We start from the raw sequence: 21,487 nt of genomic DNA on the forward strand, positions 1-21,487 counted from the left end.
CCAGCGCGTATTCTTGCGCGCCTATGAGCACCACAGATTTTCCGATTTCCCCGCTGCTGCCGCAGATCCGCGCGCAGCTCACCGCGCATGCGCGACTGGTGCTTGAAGCCCCGCCCGGCGCCGGCAAGACCACCCAGGTGCCACTGGCACTACGGGATGCGCCGTGGCTGGAAGGGCGCAGGATCATCATGCTCGAACCGCGCCGCGTGGCCGCCCGCAGCGCCGCCACCTTCATGGCCCGCCAGCTCGGTGAGCCGGTCGGCGACACCGTCGGCTATCGCATCCGCTTCGAGAACAAGATTTCCGCGCGCACGCGGATCGAGGTTGTCACCGAAGGCATCCTGACCCGGATGCTGCAGGACGACCCGCTGCTGGAAGGCGTCGGCGCCCTGCTGTTCGATGAATTCCACGAGCGCCACCTGGCGGCCGATCTGGGCCTGGCGCTGGCGCTGGACGTGCAATCGCAGCTGCGCGAGGACCTGCGCATCGTGGTGATGTCGGCCACGCTCGACGGTGAACGGCTGGCCGGTTTTCTGGAGGCGCCGCGCCTGTCCAGCGAGGGCCGCAGTTTCCCGGTGGTGGTGAGCCATTTTCCGGCCCGCCGCGACGAGGCGCTGGAAGCGCAGACCCGCCGCGCGGTGGAACAGGCACTGAGGCAGCACCCCGGCGACGTGCTGGTGTTCCTGCCCGGCCAGCGCGAGATCGGCAAGGTGCAGGCCGCCCTGGCTGGCACGCTGGATGCCACGGTTGCCGTGCTGCCGCTGCATGGCGAGCTGCCGGTGGAGCACCAGACGCGCGTGCTGCAACCGGACCCGGACGGCCAGCGGCGGGTGGTGCTGGCCACCAACGTCGCCGAATCCTCGGTCACCCTGCCCGGCGTGCGGGTGGTAATCGATGCCGGACTGGCCCGCGAGCCGAGCTACGACCCCAACAGCGGCTTCTCGCGACTGGATATCGTGGCCATCTCGCAGGCCTCGGCCGACCAGCGCGCCGGACGTGCCGGGCGCGTGGCCGAGGGCTGGGCCTACCGGCTGTGGCCGCAATCGCAACGGCTGGAGGCGCAACGCCGGCCGGAAATCGCGCAGGTGGAACTGGCCGCGCTGGCGCTGGAACTGGCGGCCTGGGGCAGCGACGCGCTGCGCTTCGTCGACACCCCGCCGGCCGGCGCAATGGCCGCCGCGCGCGAGTTGCTGCAACGGCTGGGCGCACTCGGCGACAGCGGCTCGATCACCGTCAGCGGCCGCCGCATGCTGGCGCTGGGTACCCACCCGCGGCTGGCGGCGATGTTACTGGCCGCCCGGGGCGACCGCGAACAGGCGCTGGCCGCAGACCTGGCTGCGCTGATCGAAGCGCGTGACCCGCTGCGCCAGGGCGGCGATGCGCTGGCCGCACGTTGGCGCGCCCTGGCCGCGCTGCGCGGCGGACGGATGCCGGCCGATGCCAACCGTGGCGCGCTGACCGCGATCGACGCCGCCGCCAGGCAGTGGCGCCGCCGCCTGCGCTGCGACGCCGCCCCGCCTGCCAGCGTCGAAGCCCATGAACTGGGTGGTCTGCTCGCCCACGCCTTTCCCGATCGCATCGCCGTACAGCACCCGAATGATCCGCAGCGCTACCTGTTGGCCAACGGCCGCAGCGCGCGCCTGTTCGATACCAGCGACCTGCGCGGCGAGCCGTGGCTGGTCGCCAGCGAGCTGCGCCATGAAGCCAAGGATGCCTTGCTGCTGCGCGCCGCGCCGGTGGATGAGGCGCGCCTGCGCGCCGATTTCCCCGACCGCTTCGTACAGCAGGAGGTGGTGCGCTGGGACGCCGACAAACGCGCCCTGAGCGCGCGCCGCGAATCGCGCTTTGACCGGATCGTGCTCGACAGCCGCGCGGCCGGCCGTGTCGATCCGGCCCACGCCGCGCAGGCGCTGACCGATGCGGTGCGCGAACTGGGACTGGAGGCGCTGCCGTGGACCGAGGGCCTGCGGCAATGGCGCTGGCGCACGCTGGCGTTGCGCCACTGGATGCCCGAGCTGGCGCTACCCGATCTGTCCGACACGGCCCTGCTGGCCACGCTCGATGACTGGCTCAAACCGGCCTTCGCCGGCAAGAGCCGGCTCGACGCGCTGGGCGAGGAGGAACTGGGCGAAGCACTGAAGTCACCGCTGCCGTGGTCGCAACGGCAACTGCTGGACCGCTATGCACCGGTGCGAATCAGCGTGCCGTCGGGCATGGAACGGCGCATCGACTACGCGATGGACGATGACGGCCTTACCCCACGACCGCCGGTGCTGGCGGTGAAACTGCAGGAACTGTTCGGCCTGGCTGACACCCCGCGTATCGCCGATGGCCGGGTGCCGTTGCTGCTGCACCTGCTCTCGCCCGGGGGCAAGCCGCTGCAGGTGACCGGCGACCTGAGGAATTTCTGGCAGAACACCTATGCCGAAGTGAAGAAGGAAATGAAAGGACGCTATCCACGGCATCCGTGGCCCGATGATCCGTGGACCGCCTCGGCCACGCATCGCGCAAAGCCCCGCGGGACGTGACAGGTCCGGTGACGGCCATCAGGCAGGGCCGCAGTGCGAAACCATGCGTGATGCGGCGCGCGGTCGCGACACCGGTCACCCCACGATCCGGAGCCCGGTGCGGCATGACCCAACGCTCCGCGGATGCCTCACCGCGTACGGGGATCGCCTGAAAACGGCCGCTGCACGCAACACCATCCTCGGTATGCGGCGCATGGATCGCACCTGCAGCCACGCTGCATTCATTGCGGCTAACATTCTCTACACGCCCGGACGTCGACACTCGGCGTCTGCCCCGTGACTCAAAGGACACCCCACATGAGCAAGTTCAGCGATATCACCGGACCGGCCCTGGAGCGCGCCATGGAGCTTGTCGGCCATGCCGGCGACAACCTCAAGAGCGGCGGTTCCAATGCCGCCGAATGGCTCAAGGCCGGTGCCGCCATCGGTGCGATGAAGACCGGCGGCCGCGCGGTGACCAAGGTCGCAAAGCGCAACCCGACCGCCACCATTGCCGTGGCCGCCGTGGGACTGGGCCTGCTCGGCTACGCGCTGTACCGAAAGAACAAGCGCGACAACGCCGCCATCGATGCCAGGTCCCGCGAGATCGCCCAGCGCCGGCGCCATGCGGCCAGCGTGGTGGAGGAAACCAGCGATATCGGCAGCGACGCCTGATACCGGCCTTGCACCTCCGGCATTGCCCCGCAGCGCCGGAGGTAGCCGCACAACCGCAGCGGCCCACCCCCGTTCTGCACCGTCACATCCGCGACATCCCCGGTAATCGCAGCACACCTGACCCGCTCACGGCATCCGGGTTGCGCGGCCTCAATCCAGCCGGCGCCACTGGCCCGGTTGCAGATCTTCCAGCGCATACGGCCCCATCGACGCACGTACCAGCCGCAGTGTCGGCAGGTTCACCGCCGCGGTCATGCGCCGCACCTGACGGTTGCGCCCTTCGCGGAGAGTGATTGCCAGCCACGCATCGGGAACGGTCTTGCGGAAACGTACCGGCGGATCGCGGGGCCACAGCACCGGCGGCGTTGGCAGAAGCTGAACCACCGCCGGCAGTGTCGGGCCATCGTTGAGCTGCACACCGCTGCGCAGTGCCTGCAGTTTCTCTTCGGTGGGCACACCTTCCACCTGCACCCAATAGGTCTTGGGTTGTTTATGGCGCGGGTCGGTCAGCCGGTGCGCGAGCGTGCCGTTGTCGGTCAGCAGCAGCAGTCCTTCACTGTCGTAGTCCAGCCGCCCGGCGGCATACACCTGCGGCGGCAAGCCGAAACCGGCCAGCGTCGCCCGCGGCGGCTGGCTGCGATCGGTGAACTGGCACAGGACATTGAAGGGCTTGTTGAACGCGATCAGCATGGAAGTGGCAGGGACGGGAAAACGACAGGGATCATTTTCCCATCCCCGCAACGCAGACGTGCGATCAGTGCGCGGGCTTGACGAAACGCAGCGTCATCCGGTCGCTCTCGCCGATGGCCTTGTACCTGGCCGCATCGGCGGCATCGTGGCTGTTGGAGGGCGGCAGCGTCCACACGCCCTTGGGATAATCCTTCGTGTCACGCGGATTGGTGTTGATCTCGCTGCTGCCATCGAGCTTGAAGCCGGCCGCCTCGGCCATCGCGATCACCTGCGCCTGGCCGACATAGCCGGATTTGTCATCGGCCGGCACATCGCTCTTGGCGCGGTGCTCCACCACGCCCAGCGTGCCACCGGGCTTGAGCACCTGGAAAAACGCGCGGAACATGCCATCGGCCTGATCGTTGGAGCGCCAGTTGTGGACGTTGCGGAAGGTCAACACCACATCGGCCGACGCGGGCTTGCCCAGCACCGGCGCGGCCGGATCGAAGGCGATTACCGCGGCGCGGTCGAACTGCGCCGGCGACCCGGCGAACTTCTTCGTCAGGCCATCGCGCGAACGCTGCTGGTAGTCACGCCCGCCACCGGCCGGCAACGCCTGTGGATCCACCACCGCCGCCACGTACTGGCCATTCTCACGCAGATAGGGCGCCAGGATCTCCGCATACCAGCCGCCGCCGGGCGTGATCTCCACCACCGTCTGTGTCGGCTGCAGGCCGAAGAACGACAGCGTCTGCGCCGGGTGGCGATGCGCATCGCGAACGACATTGGCCGGGGTGCGCCAGCTGCCGGCCACCGCCGCCTGCAACTGCGGTGCAACCTGGAGGTCGGCAGTGCTGGACGCGGCCTGCGTGGCAACAGCCGGCGCGCCCGCGAGCAACACGCTCATTCCCAACAGACAGGCACTCAGCAGCGGTACGGACTTGCTCATCGCGGACTCCGATTGTTCATGTGGATGGATGGCCGCGAGCCTAGCACGCGTCACAGCGGTGATGAGGACGTTGGATATCCCGCATGCACGCCGTGTGCGCGTGCCTGCCGGAAGGCCCCTCCAGGGCGGTCCAACGGAACGTGAACGCCGTGCGTCTATGCTGCGGCACTGGACCCAAGGAGGTACGCATGCCCCAGTTACGCGAACTTGGTCGCTCCGGCCTGCACGTCGCCCCGATCGCCTTCGGCGGCAATGTCTTCGGCTGGAGTGCCGATGAGAAAACATCCTTCGCCCTGCTCGATGCCTTTGTCGAGGCCGGCTTCAACCTGATCGACACCGCCGATGTGTACCCGGCGTGGGTACCCGGCAACCGGGGGGGCGAATCAGAGACGATCATCGGCCGCTGGCTCAAGCGCAGCGGCAAGCGCCAGAACGTGCTGATCGCCACCAAGGTCGCCAAATGGGCCGAACGGCCGGGCCTGTCGGCGGACAACATCAAGCAGGCCGTCGAGGATTCCTTGCGCCGCCTGCAGATCGACACCATCGACCTGTACCAGGCCCATGAGGATGATGAATCGGTGCCGCTGGAGGAAACCCTCGGGGCGTTCGCCCGCCTGATCGAGCAGGGCAAAGTACGCGCGATCGGTGCGTCCAACTACAGCGCCGCGCGCCTGCGCGAGGCCCTGCAGGTCTCCGCCGACTACCACCTGCCGCGCTACGAGACCCTGCAGCCGGAATACAACCTCTACGACCGCAGCGGGTATGAGACCGCGCTGGAACCGCTGGTTCGCGAGCACGGGCTGGGCGTGATCAGCTACTACGCGCTGGCCAGCGGCTTTCTCAGTGGCAAGTACCGCACCGCCGGCGACGCGAGCCAGAGCAGCGCGCGTGGGGCCAAAGTGGTGGAGCGTTATCTCAACCCGCGTGGTCTGCGCATCCTGGCCGCACTGGATGACGTGGCCGCCAGCCACAAGGCGACCCCGGCGCAGGTGGCGCTGGCGTGGTTGATCGCGCGTCCGGGCATCAGCGCACCGATTGTCAGTGCCACCGGCGTGGCGCAGCTGCATGAGGTGCTGGCCGCCGCACAGCTGGCACTGACCGCAGCGCAGATCACACAGCTGGATGCGGCCAGCGCCGAATCCCCCAGCGGCGGCTGAGAGCGGCAAACGCGCAACCGGCGGGCCGGACGCAGATGCCGGCCCGACCGGCCGGGTTCAGCCCGGTGCGCTCAGCCATTCCCGCATCGCTGCCGTCACCTGCTGCGGTTTCTCCAGAGGGGCCAGATGGCCACAGTGGGCGATGACCACCAGCGTGGCCTGCGGCATCAACGCGGCAATCTGGCGACTGACCGGCAGCGGCGTGATCGCATCGTTCTGGCCACACAGCACCAGCGCCGGCCCGCGCCACTGCCGCAGCACCTGGCTGCCGTCCACCCGTTCGATCCGGCTCTGCCGCACGAACACCTCCGCGCCCAGGCGCGTGGTCATCGCCCGCACGCTGTCGACCAGGGCGTGATCCTGCAGTCGCGAGGCGTCGATATAGCTGCGCATCAGCTTGTCGCCAAACCCGTGGAACATGCCGGGCAGGCGCGCGCTGTGCTGCTGCGCCAGCCGTTGCGCGGCGCGTTCGGGCGAATCGGGTCGGCAGGAGGTATCCAGCAGTGCCAGCCGCAACACGCGCTCCGGCGCGATACGCAGGATGTGCTGGGCGATGTAGCCACCGAGCGAGAATCCGGCCAGGGCGAACCGCGGCGGCGCGTGAGCCAGCACCGCCTCGGTGGTGGCCTGCAGAGTGTCATGCCGGGTGAGATCACCCACTTGGCAATCGGCGATATCGGCCAACGCCGCAAGCTGCGCACGCCAGAGGGTGGCGTCGTTCAACAGGCCCGGCAGCAGCAACAGGGGAATCCTGGCGGTATCGGCCGCCGCGACAGCAGTTTGCATCCGCGTATTGTGACCCGGCGCAGGGCTGCAGGCATCCTGCTGACTGGAACACAGGCGCAAAACCGCGGCGGCTGTCGAAGACACTCGCCCCGCACACGCCAATGAACCCGACCCTGCCTAGGCGCCGGCAGGATGGACCGGCAAGGTGACAGTCATGATGGTCGCGTCATCGGGATCGGCTTTCACCTTGAAACCCAGGCTCTGGCACATCGTCAGCATGGTGGTGTTCTCGCGCAGCACCTGGCCTTCGACGATGTTAAGGCCCTGCCACCGGGCGTACTCGATCATGATCTGCATCAGCTTCCAGCCGATGCCATGGCCCTTCAGGTCCGAGCGGATCAGGATGCCGTACTCGCCGCGGTTGTAATCGGCATCGGCATGCAGGCGCACCGCGCCGAGCATCTCGCCATTCTTCGGGTCGATCGCCACCAGCGCGATGGAGCGTGCGTAATCGAGCTGGGTGAGGCGTGCGATGAATTCATGGCTGAAGTGTTTGACCGACTGGAAAAAGCGCAGCCGCAGATCATCATCGGTGACACGCGCGAAGAACGCGCGGAACAACGCGTCATCTTCCGGGCGCACCGGCCGCACGAACGCCTTGCCGCCATCGGACAGCTCGATGCTGCGCTCCCACTCGGTGGGATACGGGAAGATCGCAAACCGTGGATGGCCGCGGCCCTTGTGCAGACGCTTGACTGGGGCGATGGCGATGCGTGCATCCACGGCGATCACGCCGGTGCGATCGGCCAGCAACGGATTCAGATCCAGCGTGCGGATCTCGGGGATGTCGGCCGCCAGCTGCGCCAGCTTGACCAGCACCAGCGCCACCGCCCGCTCGTCGGCAGCCGGCACATCGCCATAGGCCTTGAGGATGCGCGATACCCGGGTGCGTCCGATCACTTCGTGGGCCAGGCGCAGATCCAGCGGCGGCAGCGCCAGGGTCTTGTCGTCGATCACTTCCACCGCGGTGCCGCCGCGACCAAACACCAGCACCGGACCGAACACCGGGTCATCGGCGATGCCGGCGATCAGTTCGCGGGCCTTGGGCCGCAGCAGGCAGGGTTGCACCAGCACCCCTTCGATGCGCGCCTGCGGGCGCTGTTCACGCGCGCGTTGCAGGATCGAGGTCGCCGCCGTCTGCACCGACTGCAGCGTGCCCAGGTTCAGGCGCACCCCGTCGACCTGGGATTTGTGCGGGATGTCGGGCGAGAGGATCTTCACCGCCACGGTCTGGCCCTGCTCCAGCAGCGGCTGCGCCACCTCCATCGCCTCGTGCGGATCGCGCGCGACCATCACTTCCAGCGACGGGATGCCATAGGCCTGCAGCAGCGCATGCGTGGCAACCGGATCCAGCCATTGCTGGCCGTTGGCCAGGGCCGCCTCCACCAGCGTGCGGGCCGCCGCGACATCGACCACGAAATCGGCCGGCAGGCTGGGCGGGGTTTCCATCAACGCCGCCTGCGCCTCGCGGTAACGCACCAGATGCTGGAAGCCGCGCACCGCTTCGGCTTCGGTCGGATAGGTCGGCACGCGTGCGGTGTTGAGGGTGGCAGTGGCGCGGTCGTCATTGCCCAGCCATACCGCGAACACCGGCTTGTCGCGCAACTGCCGTGAGCGCAGGCCCAAGGTGCTGGTCAGCGCCTGCGCGGCATCGGCCGAGGAGGTGAACGCGGTGGGGACGTTGATCACCAGCACCGCATCATTGGCCTCATCGGACAGCAGCGCCTCGATCGCCGCGGCATAACGCCCACCATCGGCATCGACCACGATGTCGACCGGGTTGTCGCGTGACCAGCCCTGCGGCAGCGCCTTGTCCAGCTGCGCGATGGTGGCCGGTGACAGCTCGGCCAGCGATCCGCCCAGCGCCTGCAGCTGGTCCACCGCCAGCCGGCCCACGCCACCGCCGTTGCTGAGGATGGCCAGCCGGCGCCCGGGGAAGGTGCCCAGCCGGCCCAGCGTCTCGGCCGCGGTGAACAGCTCGTCCAACGCGTTGACCCGCAGCAGCCCGGCACGGTTGAAGGCGGCGCCGTACACCGCATCGGAGGCGGCCAGCGCCTGCGAATGGGTGCTGACCGTCTGTCCATTGGGCCGCGACTGGCGACCGGACTTGACCACCACCACCGGCTTGGCGCGCGCGGCGGCACGCGCGGCCGACATGAACTTGCGCGCATCGCTGATCTGGTCGACGTACAGCAGGATGGCGCGGGTGCGGTAGTCGGCGGCGAAGTAGTCGAGCAGGTCGCCGAAATCCACATCCAGCGCATCGCCCAGCGAGACAACCGCCGAGAACCCCACCGATCGCGCCACGCCCCACTCCACCAGCGCGGCGGCAATCGCGCTGGATTCGGAAATCAGTGCCAGATCGCCGGCCTGCGGCGTATGCGCGGCGATGGAGGCGTTGAGCCGCGCATGTGGTGCGATCACGCCCAGGCAATGCGGCCCCAGCACACGCATGCCACGCGGCCGCGCGGCGGCCTCGACCTGCGCGGCCAGCGAGCCGGGGCCGTTGCCCAGCCCGGAGGTGAGGATGATCGCGGCGGCCACGCCCAGCTCGGCGGCCTGGCTGACCACCTGCGGCAGGATCGCCGCCGGCACCGTGAGCACCACCAGGTCCGGGATCCACGGCAGATCCTTGAGCCGCTTGACCGTTCGCATGCCATCGATCTCGGCATAGCGCGGACTGACCCAGCCGATCTGCCCGGCGAAGCCGCCGGCGCGCAGGTTGCGGATCACCGCGCGCCCGGCCGAGCGCTCGCGCGGGCTGCCCCCCACAACAGCCACCGAACGGGGACGGAACACGGTCTGCAGGTGGTAGGTACTCATCGCAGCGCCAACAACGGAAACCGGCCCCAAGATACACACCCACGCGTGCAAGTGGCATGCGTGCGATCAAATCCGTACGCATCCGCCGGCATCTTCCCGGTTACAGCAGGGTGCCGCGCAGGATCAGCGCCGCGATGCTGAAGTAGATGACCAGCCCGGTCACATCCACCAGCGTGGCCACGAACGGCGCCGAGGCACTGGCCGGATCGAAGCCCAGCCGCTTGAGCGCGAACGGCAGCATCGAGCCCGACAGCGAGCCGAAGGTGACGATGCCCACCAGCGCCGCGCCGATGGTCAGTGCCAGCAATACCCAGTGCTCGCCATAGTCGTGCAGCCCGCCGAGCTGCCACACGCTGATGCGGATGATCGCCAGCACGCCCAGGATGCCGCCCAGCACGATGCCGGTAGGCAACTCGCGCAGCGCCACCTTCCACCAGTCGCGCAGACGCAGCTCGCGCAGTGCCAGCGAACGGATCAGCAGCGAGGTCGCCTGCGAGCCGGAGTTGCCGCCGGAGCTCATGATCAGCGGGATGAACAGGGTCAGCACTACCGCGCGCGCCAACTCCTGCTCGTAGTGCTGCATCGCGCTGGCGGTGAGCATCTCGCCCAGGAACAGCACGCTCAGCCAGCCGGCACGCTTGCGCAGCATCTCGAAAAAACCGATCTGCATGTACGGCCTGTCCAGCGCCTCGACGCCGCCGAACTTGTGCACGTCCTCGGTGGATTCATCGATCAGCGCATCGAGGATGTCATCGACGGTGACGATGCCCAGCATCCGCCGCTGCGCATCCACCACCGGAATCGCCAGCAGGTCATGGCGGCGGATCAGACGCGCCACTTCCTCCTGGTCCAGCAGCGGATCGACGGTGACCGGCGGATTGAGCTGGGCCACACTGAGAATCGAAGCGTCCGGCGCGCCGGTGATCAGCCGGCGCAGGGTCACCACCTGCTGCAGCTGGCCGCTGGACGGATCCAGCACATAGATCGCATAGACGGTCTCGCGCGAGCGCTCCACCTCGCGGATGTGTTGCAGGGTCTGGGCCACGCTCCAGTCGGCCGGCACGCCGACAAATTCGGTGGTCATCAGGGCGCCGGCGGTGTCGGGCGGGTAGCCCAGCAGCAGCTGGATGGAGTGGCGCGCTTCCGGCGCCAGCAACGGGATCAGCCTCGCGCGCTGGCTGTCATCGAGCTCATGGACGATATCGGTGGCACGGTCGTCGGCCATCAGCCCCAGCAGCGCCGCCGCGCACGGGGGCGGCAGCGCGGCGACCAGCTGCCCGGCGCGCTGCAGCTCCGGCGCCTCGAGCAGTTTGACCGCGCGTGGCAGCGGCACCGCGGCCAGCGTATCGGCGGCCCGCGGCAACGGCAGCGTGTTGAGGAACTCGACCGCGTCTGCGGTGTTGAAATCGGCAAGCGGGACGTTGGCGGCGACGGTGTCCGCCGCCCCGCGCAGGAGCTGCTTCTGGTTCATGTTGATTCGCCTGTCTACGTTGCGACCGCAACGCCAGTACCGGCGAACCCGCCCCTGTCAGGCGGCCACCGTCACTGGCGTCGAACAAGGTCGACTTCTACTGTCGCTGGACATGGGAGGGACTCCGGGAAGATGCTGCGCGGGCTGGCCGGCAACGCGACGAGTCTGGCCACCGCAGCCGGCGGGGTCAACCGCGCGCGGTGAGGTGAAGGGCGGATCGGCCTGCCCGCTGCACCTGCGTTGACGGCGCAACCCGCATAATGGCGGCCGGCCGGGCGATGCCAGTGCGGTCTGGCGGTTCTACCCAGAGGAGCACGCGTTACATGCATGGCGGCGGTTTCGAACTGGCTCTGGTGCTGCTGCTGGCCGCGGTGATCGCCGTGCCGGTGTTCAAGCGCTTCGGCCTGGGTGCCGTGCTGGGCTACCTGGCTGCGGGCGTGGTGCTGGGCCCGCATGTGCTTGGCTTCGTGCAGGATGCCGACCGCGTCCTCAATGCCGCCGAGACCGGTGTGGTGATGCTGCTGTTCGTGATCGGGCTGGAGCTCTCGCCGGCACGGCTGATGGTGATGCGACGGCCGGTATTCGGCGGCGGCACGGTGCAGGTGCTGCTCAGTGCCGCGGTGCTCGGCGGGCTGCTGCTGATGTACCACTTCCACTGGAAAACCGCGCTGGTCATCAGCACCGCGCTGGCGTTGTCCTCCACCGCGGTGGGCCTGCAGCTGCTGTCCGAACACAAGGCGCTGAACAGCGACTATGGCCGTTTCGGTTTCGCCATCCTGCTGTTCCAGGACCTGGTCGCCATTCCGTTGCTGGCGGCCATTCCGCTGCTGGGCGGGGTCAAGAACGAAACCCTGACCTGGCAGGATGCGGCCATCGCCCTGGGCGCGCTGGGGCTGGTCATCGTGCTGGGGCGGCCGCTGCTGCGGCGGATCTTCCTGATCGTGGCACGCACCCGCATGCCCGAGGTGTTCACCGCCACCGCGCTGCTGGTGGTGCTGGGCACCGCCTGGCTCATGGCCGGGGCCGGGCTCAGTGCCGGGCTGGGCGCGTTCGTGGCCGGGGTGCTGCTGGCCGACTCCGAATTCCGGCACGAGATCGAATCGCAGATCGAGCCGTTCAAGGGCCTGTTGCTGGGGCTGTTCTTCATCGCCGTGGGCATGGGCATCGACCTGGAGCGGGTCGCCGCCGAACCGGAAGTGATCGGCATCGGCGTGGCGATCCTGCTGCTGGTGAAGTTCTCGATCCTGCTCGGGCTCGGCCTGGCCACGGGCATGTCGCTGCGCAGCGCGTTGATGCTGGGCAGCGTGCTGTGGCTGGGCGGCGAATTCGCCTTTGTGGTGTTCAACGAGGCCGAGCGCGCGCACCTGCTCGGCCGCATCAACCATGACCGGCTGGTGGCCATCGTCAGCGTATCGATGGCGATCACCCCGCTGCTGTTGCTGGCGCTGCAGCGGCTGCTGCAGCTCAAGCCACCGGTGCACGCGCCGGAGCATGCGCCGGACGAGACGCTCAAGGATGCCGGCGCGCAGCGGCCGCAGGTGCTGATCGCCGGCATGGGCCGGTTCGGCCAGATCGTCGGCCGCGTGCTGACCGCCCAGCGCATTCCGTTCGTCGCGCTGGAATCGGACCCGGAAACGGTCGAGGACCTGCGCCGCTTCGGCAACAAGCTCTATTACGGCGACCCGACCCGCCCGGATCTGCTGCGGGCGGCCGGTGCCGAGCACATCCGCGTGTTCGTGATGGCCATGGACAACCCGGAAACCAATCTGCGCGCGGTACGGCTGGTACGGCGCCTGTATCCACACGCCACCGTGCTGGCACGCGCGCGCAACCGCCAGCACGCATGGAAGCTGCTGGACATGTCGGCCGAACCGTTCCGCGAAGTGCTCGGCTCCAGCCTGGAAGCCAGCGAGCGGGTGCTGACCGCGCTGGGCATCGCCCCGGCGGTGGCGCAGGACCATGTGCAGCGTTTCCGCGAGCACGATGCGCAGCTGCTCCGGGCCCAGCACCTGGTCTATGACGACGAGGCGGCGGTGATGCAGACCTCGCGCGACGCGCGCGCGGACCTGATGCAGCTGTTCGAAGCCGATGCCGGCGACGCCGCGGCGGCCGCGCCGCCCGATACCCGCCCCTAAGCCCACGACGCCGGCGGGTGACCGGTCAGCGGTGGTCGCGCAGGAACCGGGCCATCGACGATACGCCCGGCACCGCCGGTTCGAATTCGCCGGCCACGTCGATGAAGCCGCGCATGATGGCGATGTCGCGCGGAGTCCGGTTCAACGCGTCGCGCAGGTCCGGATCGGCGCCGGCCCGCAGCAGGCGCTGCACCAGCAGCGGCAAGCCGTGCAGCGCGGCCAGATGCAGCGGGCCGAAGCCGCGCGGATCGCGCACTTCCAGCGACACGTCCTCGTCGAGCAGGCGCTCGACCGCGGCCAATACCACCTGTTCGTCACAGACGGTACCCGGTTCGGCACGCGCCCCCAGCAGCAGCAGCAACGGCGTCACCGTCCCGGCCGAGGCCTGGTCCGGTTCGGCACCGGCCAGCAGCAGCGTATCGAGCAGGGTCAGCAGGCGGGTGCGGTCGCGTGCGGTGAAGCCGTACAGCGTGGCGCAGTGCAGCGGCGCCAGCTGCTGGTTGTCGCCGGCATGCACGTCGGCCCCGGCAGTGAGCAGGCGCGCGACGATATCCGGCAGGCCCAGCGCGGCGGCCAGCATCAGCACGGTGACGCCGCCCGGCAGGCGGTGTTCGAGCTGGGCACCGGCATCGAGCAGCGCGGTGACGATTGCCGTCTGCCGCATGCTGACGGCCGCCGACAACGGCGTGGCACCGCTGGCCGCGGCGTGTTGCGGATCGGCACCGCGTGCGAGCAGCAGATCCACCACCACCGCATGGCCGCCGCCCGCCGCCCGCAGCAGGCCGGTGCAGCCCTGCGCATCGACCGCATCCACCGCAAAACCCAGATCGATCAGGCGACGCACCGCATCGGCGTCACCGGCCATCGCCGCGGCCGGCACATCGGCCTCGCGCAGCGGGCGCAACGGCAGCGACCAGCCACGCCAGTCCAGCCAGTCGGCCAGATCGCGGCGCCCGCTCGACAGCGCCACACCCAGCGGCGTCTGCCCGTCGGCGGCGCGTGCCTCGGGCGAAGCGCCCTGCAGCACCAGCAGTTTCAGCGAGGACTCGCGGCCCAGTGCGGTGGCCAGATGCAGCGCGGTCATGCCGTGGCTGTCACGCGCCTCGCGATCCACGCCCATGGCCAGCAGGCTCTGCTGCAGTTTCAGCCAGCCCAGACGCACCGCCAGTGACAGCGCCGGATCCCCGGCCGGGGCCGCGCCGAACGGATCGGCACCGCGTTCCAGCAGCTCCAGCGCGAACTGTTCGATACCGCGCGCGGCATGATCGTGCTGCACGCAGGCCGCCAGCAGCCGTGCCAGACCGCCACGTCCGGCCGGCGAGACGCCGTGCTGCAGCAGCACCTGCAAGGTCGGCAGCGCATCGGCACCACGCGCCAGCAAGGCGAACATCGGGGTATCGCCACAGGCATCGAGCACCTCCGGCGCCGCGCCCTGGGCCAGCAGCCAGTCGACCACGCGCGGCTGCAAGGCAAGCTGCGGATCATGCAACAGGCCGCCCAGCTCCTCGGCCGAACACAGCCGGGCCAGCGCCGGCATGCCGTCGAAATTGGCGAACACCAGCGCTTCGCGCAACAGCACCAGCGGCGCGCGATCGGGCAGTGCCGCCAGCGTCTGGCTGTCGCCAGCGGCCTCACCCGTGCCGGCATCGCTGACAGCCGCCGGCAGCGGATAGGCCGGGTCCAGCAGCGAGACGATCGACCAGCGACCGGCGGCGGCGGCGTGGTCGACGGCGCGGCGGCCATCGGCGCCGACGCTGTCGGCCGGAATCCCCAGCTCCAGCAGGCGCTGGATCAACGCCACCGAGACATGCTCGGCACGGCTGGCCAGCAGCACGGCATTGCTGCCCTCGCCATCGACCGCGATCACATCCGGCTTGTATGCGAGCAGGCGCTCCAGCACACCGGCATGGCCGTGCGCGGCCGCATCCAGCCAGGGCGTGCGCCCCAGTGCATCGCGTGGCTCGACGTTGGCCCCGGCACTGAGCAGGGTTTCAACAATATCCACGTGGCCGGCCGCCGCGGCCTCATGCAGCGCGCTGCGCCGCTGCCGGTCACGCGCGTCCAGCCGCGCCTTGTGCTTGAGCAGCAGCTGCACACCGGCCGGGTCATCCTCGTCGGTCGCCGCGGCTGCGATCAGCACCGGAATGCCGTCCTCCGGCTCGGGCCGGGCGCCGCGCTCCAGCAGGAACCTGGCCAGCCGCCAGTTGCCGGCCTGGCAGGCCAGTGCCAGTGGACTATGGCCTTCGTTGTTGAGCGCATCGATCTCGGCGGCGGCGTCGCGCAGCAGCGCGGCCACGCCCGGATCGGAACTGCGCGCGGCATGATGCAAGGGCGTGTTGCCGTCGGCATCGGTTGCGCGCGGGTCGGCGCCGTTGGCCAGCAACGTCATCACCGCCTCGGGCCGGCCGTGCCAGCTGTCGCGGGTGGCCGCCAGCAACGGCGTCATGCCGCGATGGGACTGATTCAGATTGACGCCACGACTGATCAGCGCCCGCAGTACACGCAGATCCGGCAACACCGCGGCCAGTACCGCCAGGCTGCGCTGATCACGCGCCGCCGTCGGCGGCGGTGCATGCGGATCGGCTCCGGCCTCCAGCAGCTGCAACGCGCGATCCACGCGGCCGCCACGCACCGCCTCGTACAGCTGCGGCACCAGTTCATGCTGCGCCAGCGGTTCCAGCGGCACCGGCGTGATGGCCGCCTCGGCAAAGGGATCGAAGGTTTCCACCGCCGGGGCGGGAGCGGCGACGGCCGGCGCGGCCGGCATGCGCTGCAGCAGCGCGTGCAGCAGTGGCGCGGCCAGCGCGGTAGCCAGCGCCAGCGGCCAGCGCAGGCCCTCCGGCAGCAGGCCCGGCCAGGCCGGCAGCACGACCGCGGCGCACAACAGCAACAACAGCAGCGCTGCACCCAGCCCCTGCCAGGAAGTGAGGCCACGCCCGGCCAGCGCCTGCCATTGCATCGGCAAACGGCTGTCCTCACGCTCCATCGCATGCCACAACGGCCACGTCCGCCACAGTCCCAGCACCGCTACGCTCACCGCCACGCCCAGCGCCAGCACCGCCGCCAGACTGCCGCTGTCATGCAGCGCCGCCAGCGGCCAGGCCACCAGCAGCGCCACCACCGCGGTGCCCACCAGCCACAGTCCGGCCAGTTCCGGCAGCGCACGTTTGAGCAGCGCACCTGCCGGGGCCTGCGCGCGGGTACCGCGCCCCCATGACACCGCCAGCGCGAACGCCGGCTGCGCGAGCACACCGCACAGCGCCGCCACCACGCCGCCGAACGCCGTGGCCAGGCTCAACACCAGACCCGTCGCCAGTGCGGCGGCAATCGCACGGGTGCGCGTGTGATCAGTCATCGCGACCGTCGATGCGGGCGATTTTTACCGGCGCCAGCGGTTGCGGCGGCAGCTGCAGATGGAATCCGCGCTCGACCAGATTCGCTCGCACGAGCGCGGCGTCGGCCTGGGCCAGGCGACGCTCGGGAGTCAGGGCCACCTCCATCACGAAGGTGTACGGTGCAAGCGTGGCACCCAGTGTGGCCGGGATCACATCGAAATCATCACGCTTGGCAAGATAGACGTAGGTGTCCTGCTTGCGTTGGCTTTTATAGACGTAGGCTTGCATGCCCATGGGGCGTTGCCCTGGGATTGAGTGGCCATGATTGTGGAGGAAATGCCGCAGCGGCGAAAGGCGCGCCCTGTGCGCGTGCCACGGTTTCAGCCGTGCGCATTGCGGTTGTTCATCAAAATCCCACGCTGCGCCGGAAGGTGACAGCGTCACCTTCCATTTCCGCCCACAGCCCCGCCTATATACTCGCGCCATCGACCGCTCCTGGAATACCGCGTGACCGCAGCATCGCCGCCCCGCATGACGCCTGTCTCCATTCGCGCCTTTACCGCCACCACTGCACTGGGTGCCGGACTGGCCGCGCAGCGGCACGCTCTGCGCGATCGGCGCAGTGGTTTGCGCCGCAACGACTTCGGCCCCGATCCGCTGGAATGCTGGATCGGCCGCGTCGACGGACTGGAAAGCGCCGCGGTTCCCGAGGCGCTTTCCGCCTACGATTGCCGCAACAACCGCCTGGCCTGGCTGGCGCTGCAGCAGGACGGTCTGCCGCAGCAACTGGCCGCGGCCATTGCCCGCCATGGCGCGCACCGCATCGCAATCGTGATCGGCACCTCGACCTCAAGCATTGGCGCCACCGAAGAGGCCTACACGCGGCTCGAGCCCGATGCCGAGGGCGTCCCTCAGTTTCCGGCCGATCTGCAACGGGCGCGTATCCATTCACCCCATTCGCTCGGCGAGTTCGTGCAGCAGGCCACCGGCCTGCGGGGCCCCTGCGTCACCGTGGCCACGGCCTGCTCTTCCAGCGCCAAGGTGTTTGCCCAGGCCGCCCGCTGGATTTCCGCCGGCATTGTCGATGCCGCGCTGGTGGGTGGCGTGGATACCTTGTGCGGCAGCGTGCTGTTCGGCTTCAACGCACTGCAGCTGGTCTCGCCCACCCCGTGCCAACCCTTCGATGCACGCCGCAGCGGCCTGTCGCTGGGCGAGGCCGGTGGCTTTGCACTGCTGGAACGTCTCGATCCCAATGACGGCGCTGCGCTGCGCCTGTGCGGCTATGGCGAGTCCAGCGACGCCCACCATATGTCCGCGCCACATCCGCAAGGGCTGGGCGCGCGGCTGGCCATGGCCGATGCCCTGCACCGCGCCGGTATCGACGCCAGCGAGGTGGGCTACCTCAACCTGCATGGCACCTCGACCCCGGCCAATGACAGTATCGAAGCACGCGCGGTGGATGCGCTGTTCCCGCCGACACTGCATGCCGGTTCAACCAAGGGCTGGACCGGACATACGCTGGGCGCGGCAGGCATTGTGGAATCAGCCATCGCACTGCTGGCCCTGTCGGACGGCCTGCTGCCGGGCACCCTCAACAGCGAGGTGCGCGATGACGCCTGCGGTGAGCAGATCCATTTTGAAAATGCACAGCGATCCATCCGTTACGCGATGAACAATTCATTCGGTTTTGGCGGCAACAACTGCTCGCTCGTGTTCGGCAGGGCGGACTGATGGCGATGTTTGAAGCAACCCTGGAAGGTGTGGGTTTCTGGTGCACCGGCCTGCCCTCGTGGCAAGCGGCGTGTGATCACGTGCGCACAGGAGCGATCCCGGAAGGCGCACCCGCGCGGCCGTCGGCGCAGCTGCTGGCCGCCAATGAACGCCGGCGGGCGCCGGAAACGGTGGCCGTGGCACTGGACGTGGCACTGGCGGCCTGCACCCGCGCCAGCCGCGATCCGGCCAGTCTGCCGTCGGTTTTCACCTCCACCCACGGCGACCTGGCCATCACCGATTACATGTGCGCGGCGCTGACCCAGGACCCGCGCGCACTGTCACCGACCCGCTTCCACAACTCGGTGCACAATGCGGCGGCCGGTTACTGGACCATCGGTGCCGGCGCATTGCCGCCGGCCACCGCGCTGAGCGCCCACGAGGCCAGCTTCGCGCAGGGCCTGCTGGAAGCGCTGGCGCAACTGGCCAGCGGTAGCGAGGCTGTGCTGCTGGTGGGCTACGACAGCCAGTCCACCGGTCCGTTGGGCCAGGTCTCGCCCAGTCGCGGCCTGCTCGGCGGGGCGCTGGTGCTGTCCCGGACACCCGCTCCCGGGCAGCCGAGGCTGCAGGTCGCCCTGAGCGACGCAGCCAACGCATCGGCGCCAGATGCCGACGGGCCATTGTCACGCTGGATGCGCGGCAATGCGATGCAGCCGATGCTGCCGTTTTTTGAAGCGCTGGCGCTGGAACGGACCCAGGTGCAGCTGGCGGCCGGTAACGGGCAGTGGTTGAGCATAGGGATCGCTTATGACTGATAGGACTCCTCTCACCGCCGACGAGGTCGCCGTCCTGATCCCGGCGTTGAACGAATCGCTGCGGATCCGCGAAGTGGTGTCGGGCGCGCTGGCGCACCATCGCCATGTGATCGTGGTCGACGACGGCTCCGACGACGACACCGCCGGATGCATCGCCGACCTGCCGGTGATCCTGCTGCGACACAGCCGGCGCATGGGCAAGGGCCATGCGCTGCGCAGCGGGTTTGCCGAGGCGCGCGCCCGCGGCCTGCGCGGGGTGCTGACCATGGACGGTGACGGCCAGCATGCCGCCAGCGACCTGCCGCGCCTGCTCGACAGCGCCAACCGCCATCCCGGCTGCATCATCATCGGCGCGCGCCTGCGCAAGCGGGCGCTGCAACCCATCCACCGGCGGCTGGCCAATGAGTTCGGCGACTGGGGCATCGCCTGGGGCACCGGCTACCAGGTCGCCGACAGCCAGAGCGGGCAGCGTTTCTATCCCGAGCAGGTACTCGCGCTGCAGGACATTCCCGGCGAAGGCTTCGTGTTTGAGGCACAGGTGGTGATTTCAGCCGCACGCCAGCTGGGCACGCGTTGCGTGTCGGTACCGATCGAGTCGCGCTACCAGAGCGCGAACAGCAGCGAACAGTTCCGCCGCAGCCACTTCCGCCCGCTCAGCGACCTGTACCGCATCACCAGCCACATCGTGCTGCAGGCCTTGCGTTACGGCCACATCCGCGCGGTGTACCGCGCCATCCAGGCCAATCCGCCGCTGATTGACGACCCCAGCGGCGAGTTCGGCCCTCCTGTCGCCGTGTCCAGCCCCCACCGGGAGCACGTATGAATTCTGCCGTCACTGATGTCCTGATCATGGGTGGCGGCCTGGCCGGCCTCAGCCTCGCCATCCAGCTCAAACAACGCGATCCGTCACTGGCGGTGACGGTCATCGAACGCCGCGCCCATCCGGTGCGGGAAGCGGCCTTCAAGGTCGGCGAATCGACGGTGGAAATCGGCGCGCATTATTTCGCCAACGTGCTCGGTTTCAAGGACCACCTGGAAAACCGGCATATCCGCAAGTTCGGGTTCCGCTTCTTCTTCTCCGAAGGCCAGCACGATATGGCCGCCTGCACCGAACTGGGCGTCAGCCGCTTGCTGCCAACGCCCTCGTGGCAGCTTGATCGTGGCCGCTTCGAGAACTTCCTCGGCGAACAGGCTGTCGCGCTCGGGGTGCGGTTCCTGGATGAGGCGGTGGTACGCGGCATCGAGCTGGGTGAGGGCGCGGATTCCCACCAGGTCCGCTACGAACGCCAGCAGCAGACCACGACACTGCACGCGCGCTGGCTGGTCGATGCCAGCGGCCGCGCCGGGCTGCTCAAGCGCAAGCTGGATCTGGCGCAGGCCAACGCACATGAAGCCAATGCGGTGTGGTGGCGGGTCGATGGCCACATCGATCCCAACCAGTGGAGTGATGATCCGCAGTGGCAACAGCGCTGCACACCGCCGGACCGCTGGCGTTCGACCAATCACCTGTGTGGCCCGGGCTACTGGTTCTGGCTGATTCCGCTGTCCTCCGGCGCACATTCGCTGGGCATTGTCTGCGATGCCGCGATGCATCCGCTGGAGCGGATGAACACCCATGAGAAAGCCATGGCCTGGCTGCAGCAACACCAGCCGCAGATGGCCGCCACCTTGCAGCAGCCACAGCACACGCTGCAGGATTTCCTGTTCCTGCGCAAATTCTCCTATGGCTGCAAGCAGGTGTTCTCGGCCGACCGCTGGGCGCTGACCGGCGAGGCCGGGCTGTTCCTGGATCCGTTCTATTCGCCCGGCAGCGACTTCATCGCCATCAGCAACGGCTATATCTGCGACCTGATCGAACGCGACCGCAAGCAGCAGACGTGGGCGCCGTATGCGGAGATCTACCAGCAGGTGTACTTCTCTTTTTACGAGAACACCCTGACCCTGTATCAGGACCAGTACCCGCTGTTTGGCGATGCCCAGGTCATGCCGGTCAAGGTTATCTGGGATTACACCTACTACTGGGCATTGCTGGCCCCGCTGTATTTTGCCGACAAGCTCACCGACATCGGGCTGCTGGGGCGGATACGGGACCTGTTCCAGCAGGCACGCGAGCTGAACCTGGGAATGCAGGCGCTGCTGCGCGCGTGGGGCCAGCACAACGCCGGCCCGCAGCCGCCGGATGGCCGCCTGCTCGACCAGCACGGCATCGACTGGTTCTATGCAATGAACCAGTCACTGCACGAACAGACCGAAGTCGCTGACGAGGTGCTGGTGCAGCAGCTGCACGGCAATGTGCAGCGCATGCGCCAGCTGGCCGGCGAGGTGCTGGAACAGGCGCGCCTGCGTCACCCGCAGATCGACGGCCATGGCCTGGAAACCCTGGTCGCGGCAACGCCGGCCACCGCGCCGTCACTGGCCCCCCACTGGTACGGCTGAACCGGCCTCCGCGAGAAAG

General features: G+C 68.8%; 15 protein-coding genes. 8 read left to right on the forward strand and 7 right to left on the reverse strand.

Annotation, left to right across the window (positions count from 1 at the left end):
- The first annotated feature begins 23 nt into the window (after positions 1 to 23).
- Together hrpB and ACVOMH_RS10300 are read left to right on the forward strand one after the other, a co-directional pair.
- Positions 24 to 2,528 (forward strand): ATP-dependent helicase HrpB, encoded by a 2,505-nt coding sequence (gene hrpB / locus ACVOMH_RS10295; RefSeq protein ID WP_481551895.1) that lies wholly within the window; start codon positions 24 to 26, stop codon positions 2,526 to 2,528.
- A gap of 297 nt (positions 2,529 to 2,825) precedes the next feature.
- On the forward strand, positions 2,826 to 3,182 hold the full coding sequence (locus ACVOMH_RS10300; RefSeq protein WP_054659121.1) for a hypothetical protein: 357 nt from the start codon (positions 2,826 to 2,828) through the stop codon (positions 3,180 to 3,182).
- 150 nt (positions 3,183 to 3,332) lie between these two features.
- Here ACVOMH_RS10300 and ACVOMH_RS10305 read toward each other — a convergent pair whose 3' ends face one another.
- Positions 3,333 to 3,872: a pseudouridine synthase gene (locus ACVOMH_RS10305; RefSeq protein WP_054659123.1), complete on the reverse strand. Its 540-nt coding sequence runs from the start codon at positions 3,870 to 3,872 to the stop codon at positions 3,333 to 3,335.
- Positions 3,873 to 3,936: 64 nt separating this feature from the next.
- Positions 3,937 to 4,800 carry a class I SAM-dependent methyltransferase gene (locus tag ACVOMH_RS10310; protein ID WP_481551896.1) on the reverse strand — a complete coding sequence of 288 codons (864 nt, stop codon included), beginning with the start codon at positions 4,798 to 4,800 and terminating at the stop codon, positions 3,937 to 3,939.
- 188 nt (positions 4,801 to 4,988) lie between these two features.
- On the opposite strand from ACVOMH_RS10310, the gene ACVOMH_RS10315 reads away from it, so the two are divergent.
- Positions 4,989 to 5,957, forward strand: coding sequence for an aldo/keto reductase (locus ACVOMH_RS10315; RefSeq protein WP_481551897.1), 969 nt, complete (start codon positions 4,989 to 4,991; stop codon positions 5,955 to 5,957).
- Between the two features lie 57 nt (positions 5,958 to 6,014).
- Here ACVOMH_RS10315 and ACVOMH_RS10320 read toward each other — a convergent pair whose 3' ends face one another.
- The 3 genes from ACVOMH_RS10320 to mgtE form a co-directional block, all read right to left on the reverse strand.
- Complete coding sequence (locus ACVOMH_RS10320) at positions 6,015 to 6,743, reverse strand: alpha/beta fold hydrolase (protein ID WP_481551898.1); 729 nt, start codon at positions 6,741 to 6,743, stop codon at positions 6,015 to 6,017.
- A 117-nt stretch (positions 6,744 to 6,860) separates the two neighbouring features.
- Positions 6,861 to 9,566, reverse strand: a complete 2,706-nt coding sequence (locus ACVOMH_RS10325) for a bifunctional acetate--CoA ligase family protein/GNAT family N-acetyltransferase (RefSeq protein ID WP_481551899.1) — start codon at positions 9,564 to 9,566, stop codon at positions 6,861 to 6,863.
- Between the two features lie 100 nt (positions 9,567 to 9,666).
- Complete coding sequence (gene mgtE, locus ACVOMH_RS10330) at positions 9,667 to 11,037, reverse strand: magnesium transporter (protein WP_481551900.1); 1,371 nt, start codon at positions 11,035 to 11,037, stop codon at positions 9,667 to 9,669.
- 323 nt (positions 11,038 to 11,360) lie between these two features.
- Here mgtE and ACVOMH_RS10335 point away from each other — a divergent pair, with 323 nt between their 5' ends.
- Entirely contained in the window at positions 11,361 to 13,172 is a 1,812-nt protein-coding gene (locus ACVOMH_RS10335; RefSeq protein ID WP_481551901.1) for a monovalent cation:proton antiporter-2 (CPA2) family protein, read from the forward strand.
- 25 nt (positions 13,173 to 13,197) lie between these two features.
- Here the strand turns inward: ACVOMH_RS10335 and ACVOMH_RS10340 are convergent, their stop codons facing one another.
- Together ACVOMH_RS10340 and ACVOMH_RS10345 are read right to left on the reverse strand one after the other, a co-directional pair.
- On the reverse strand, positions 13,198 to 16,527 hold the full coding sequence (locus ACVOMH_RS10340; protein WP_481551902.1) for an ankyrin repeat domain-containing protein: 3,330 nt from the start codon (positions 16,525 to 16,527) through the stop codon (positions 13,198 to 13,200).
- Positions 16,520 to 16,795 (reverse strand): YcgL domain-containing protein, encoded by a 276-nt coding sequence (locus ACVOMH_RS10345; protein WP_057505558.1) that lies wholly within the window; start codon positions 16,793 to 16,795, stop codon positions 16,520 to 16,522. Before ACVOMH_RS10345 ends, ACVOMH_RS10340 begins: the two co-directional genes overlap by 8 nt.
- A gap of 243 nt (positions 16,796 to 17,038) precedes the next feature.
- Here ACVOMH_RS10345 and ACVOMH_RS10350 point away from each other — a divergent pair, with 243 nt between their 5' ends.
- From ACVOMH_RS10350 to ACVOMH_RS10365, 4 genes are read left to right on the forward strand one after another with little or no spacing between them, the layout of a single operon-like run.
- Positions 17,039 to 18,238 (forward strand): beta-ketoacyl-[acyl-carrier-protein] synthase family protein, encoded by a 1,200-nt coding sequence (locus ACVOMH_RS10350; RefSeq protein WP_054660556.1) that lies wholly within the window; start codon positions 17,039 to 17,041, stop codon positions 18,236 to 18,238.
- A gap of 5 nt (positions 18,239 to 18,243) precedes the next feature.
- Positions 18,244 to 19,032 carry a beta-ketoacyl synthase chain length factor gene (locus ACVOMH_RS10355; RefSeq protein ID WP_481551903.1) on the forward strand — a complete coding sequence of 263 codons (789 nt, stop codon included), beginning with the start codon at positions 18,244 to 18,246 and terminating at the stop codon, positions 19,030 to 19,032.
- Positions 19,025 to 19,855: a glycosyltransferase family 2 protein gene (locus tag ACVOMH_RS10360; RefSeq protein WP_481551904.1), complete on the forward strand. Its 831-nt coding sequence runs from the start codon at positions 19,025 to 19,027 to the stop codon at positions 19,853 to 19,855. The genes ACVOMH_RS10355 and ACVOMH_RS10360 overlap by 8 nt, the downstream gene beginning before the upstream one ends.
- A complete protein-coding gene (locus tag ACVOMH_RS10365; RefSeq protein ID WP_481551905.1) occupies positions 19,852 to 21,468 on the forward strand; it encodes an NAD(P)/FAD-dependent oxidoreductase in 1,617 nt (538 codons plus the stop codon). The genes ACVOMH_RS10360 and ACVOMH_RS10365 overlap by 4 nt, the downstream gene beginning before the upstream one ends.
- Positions 21,469 to 21,487: the final 19 nt, after the last annotated feature.

The sequence above is a fragment of the Stenotrophomonas sp. STEN013 genome, from assembly GCF_056760355.1.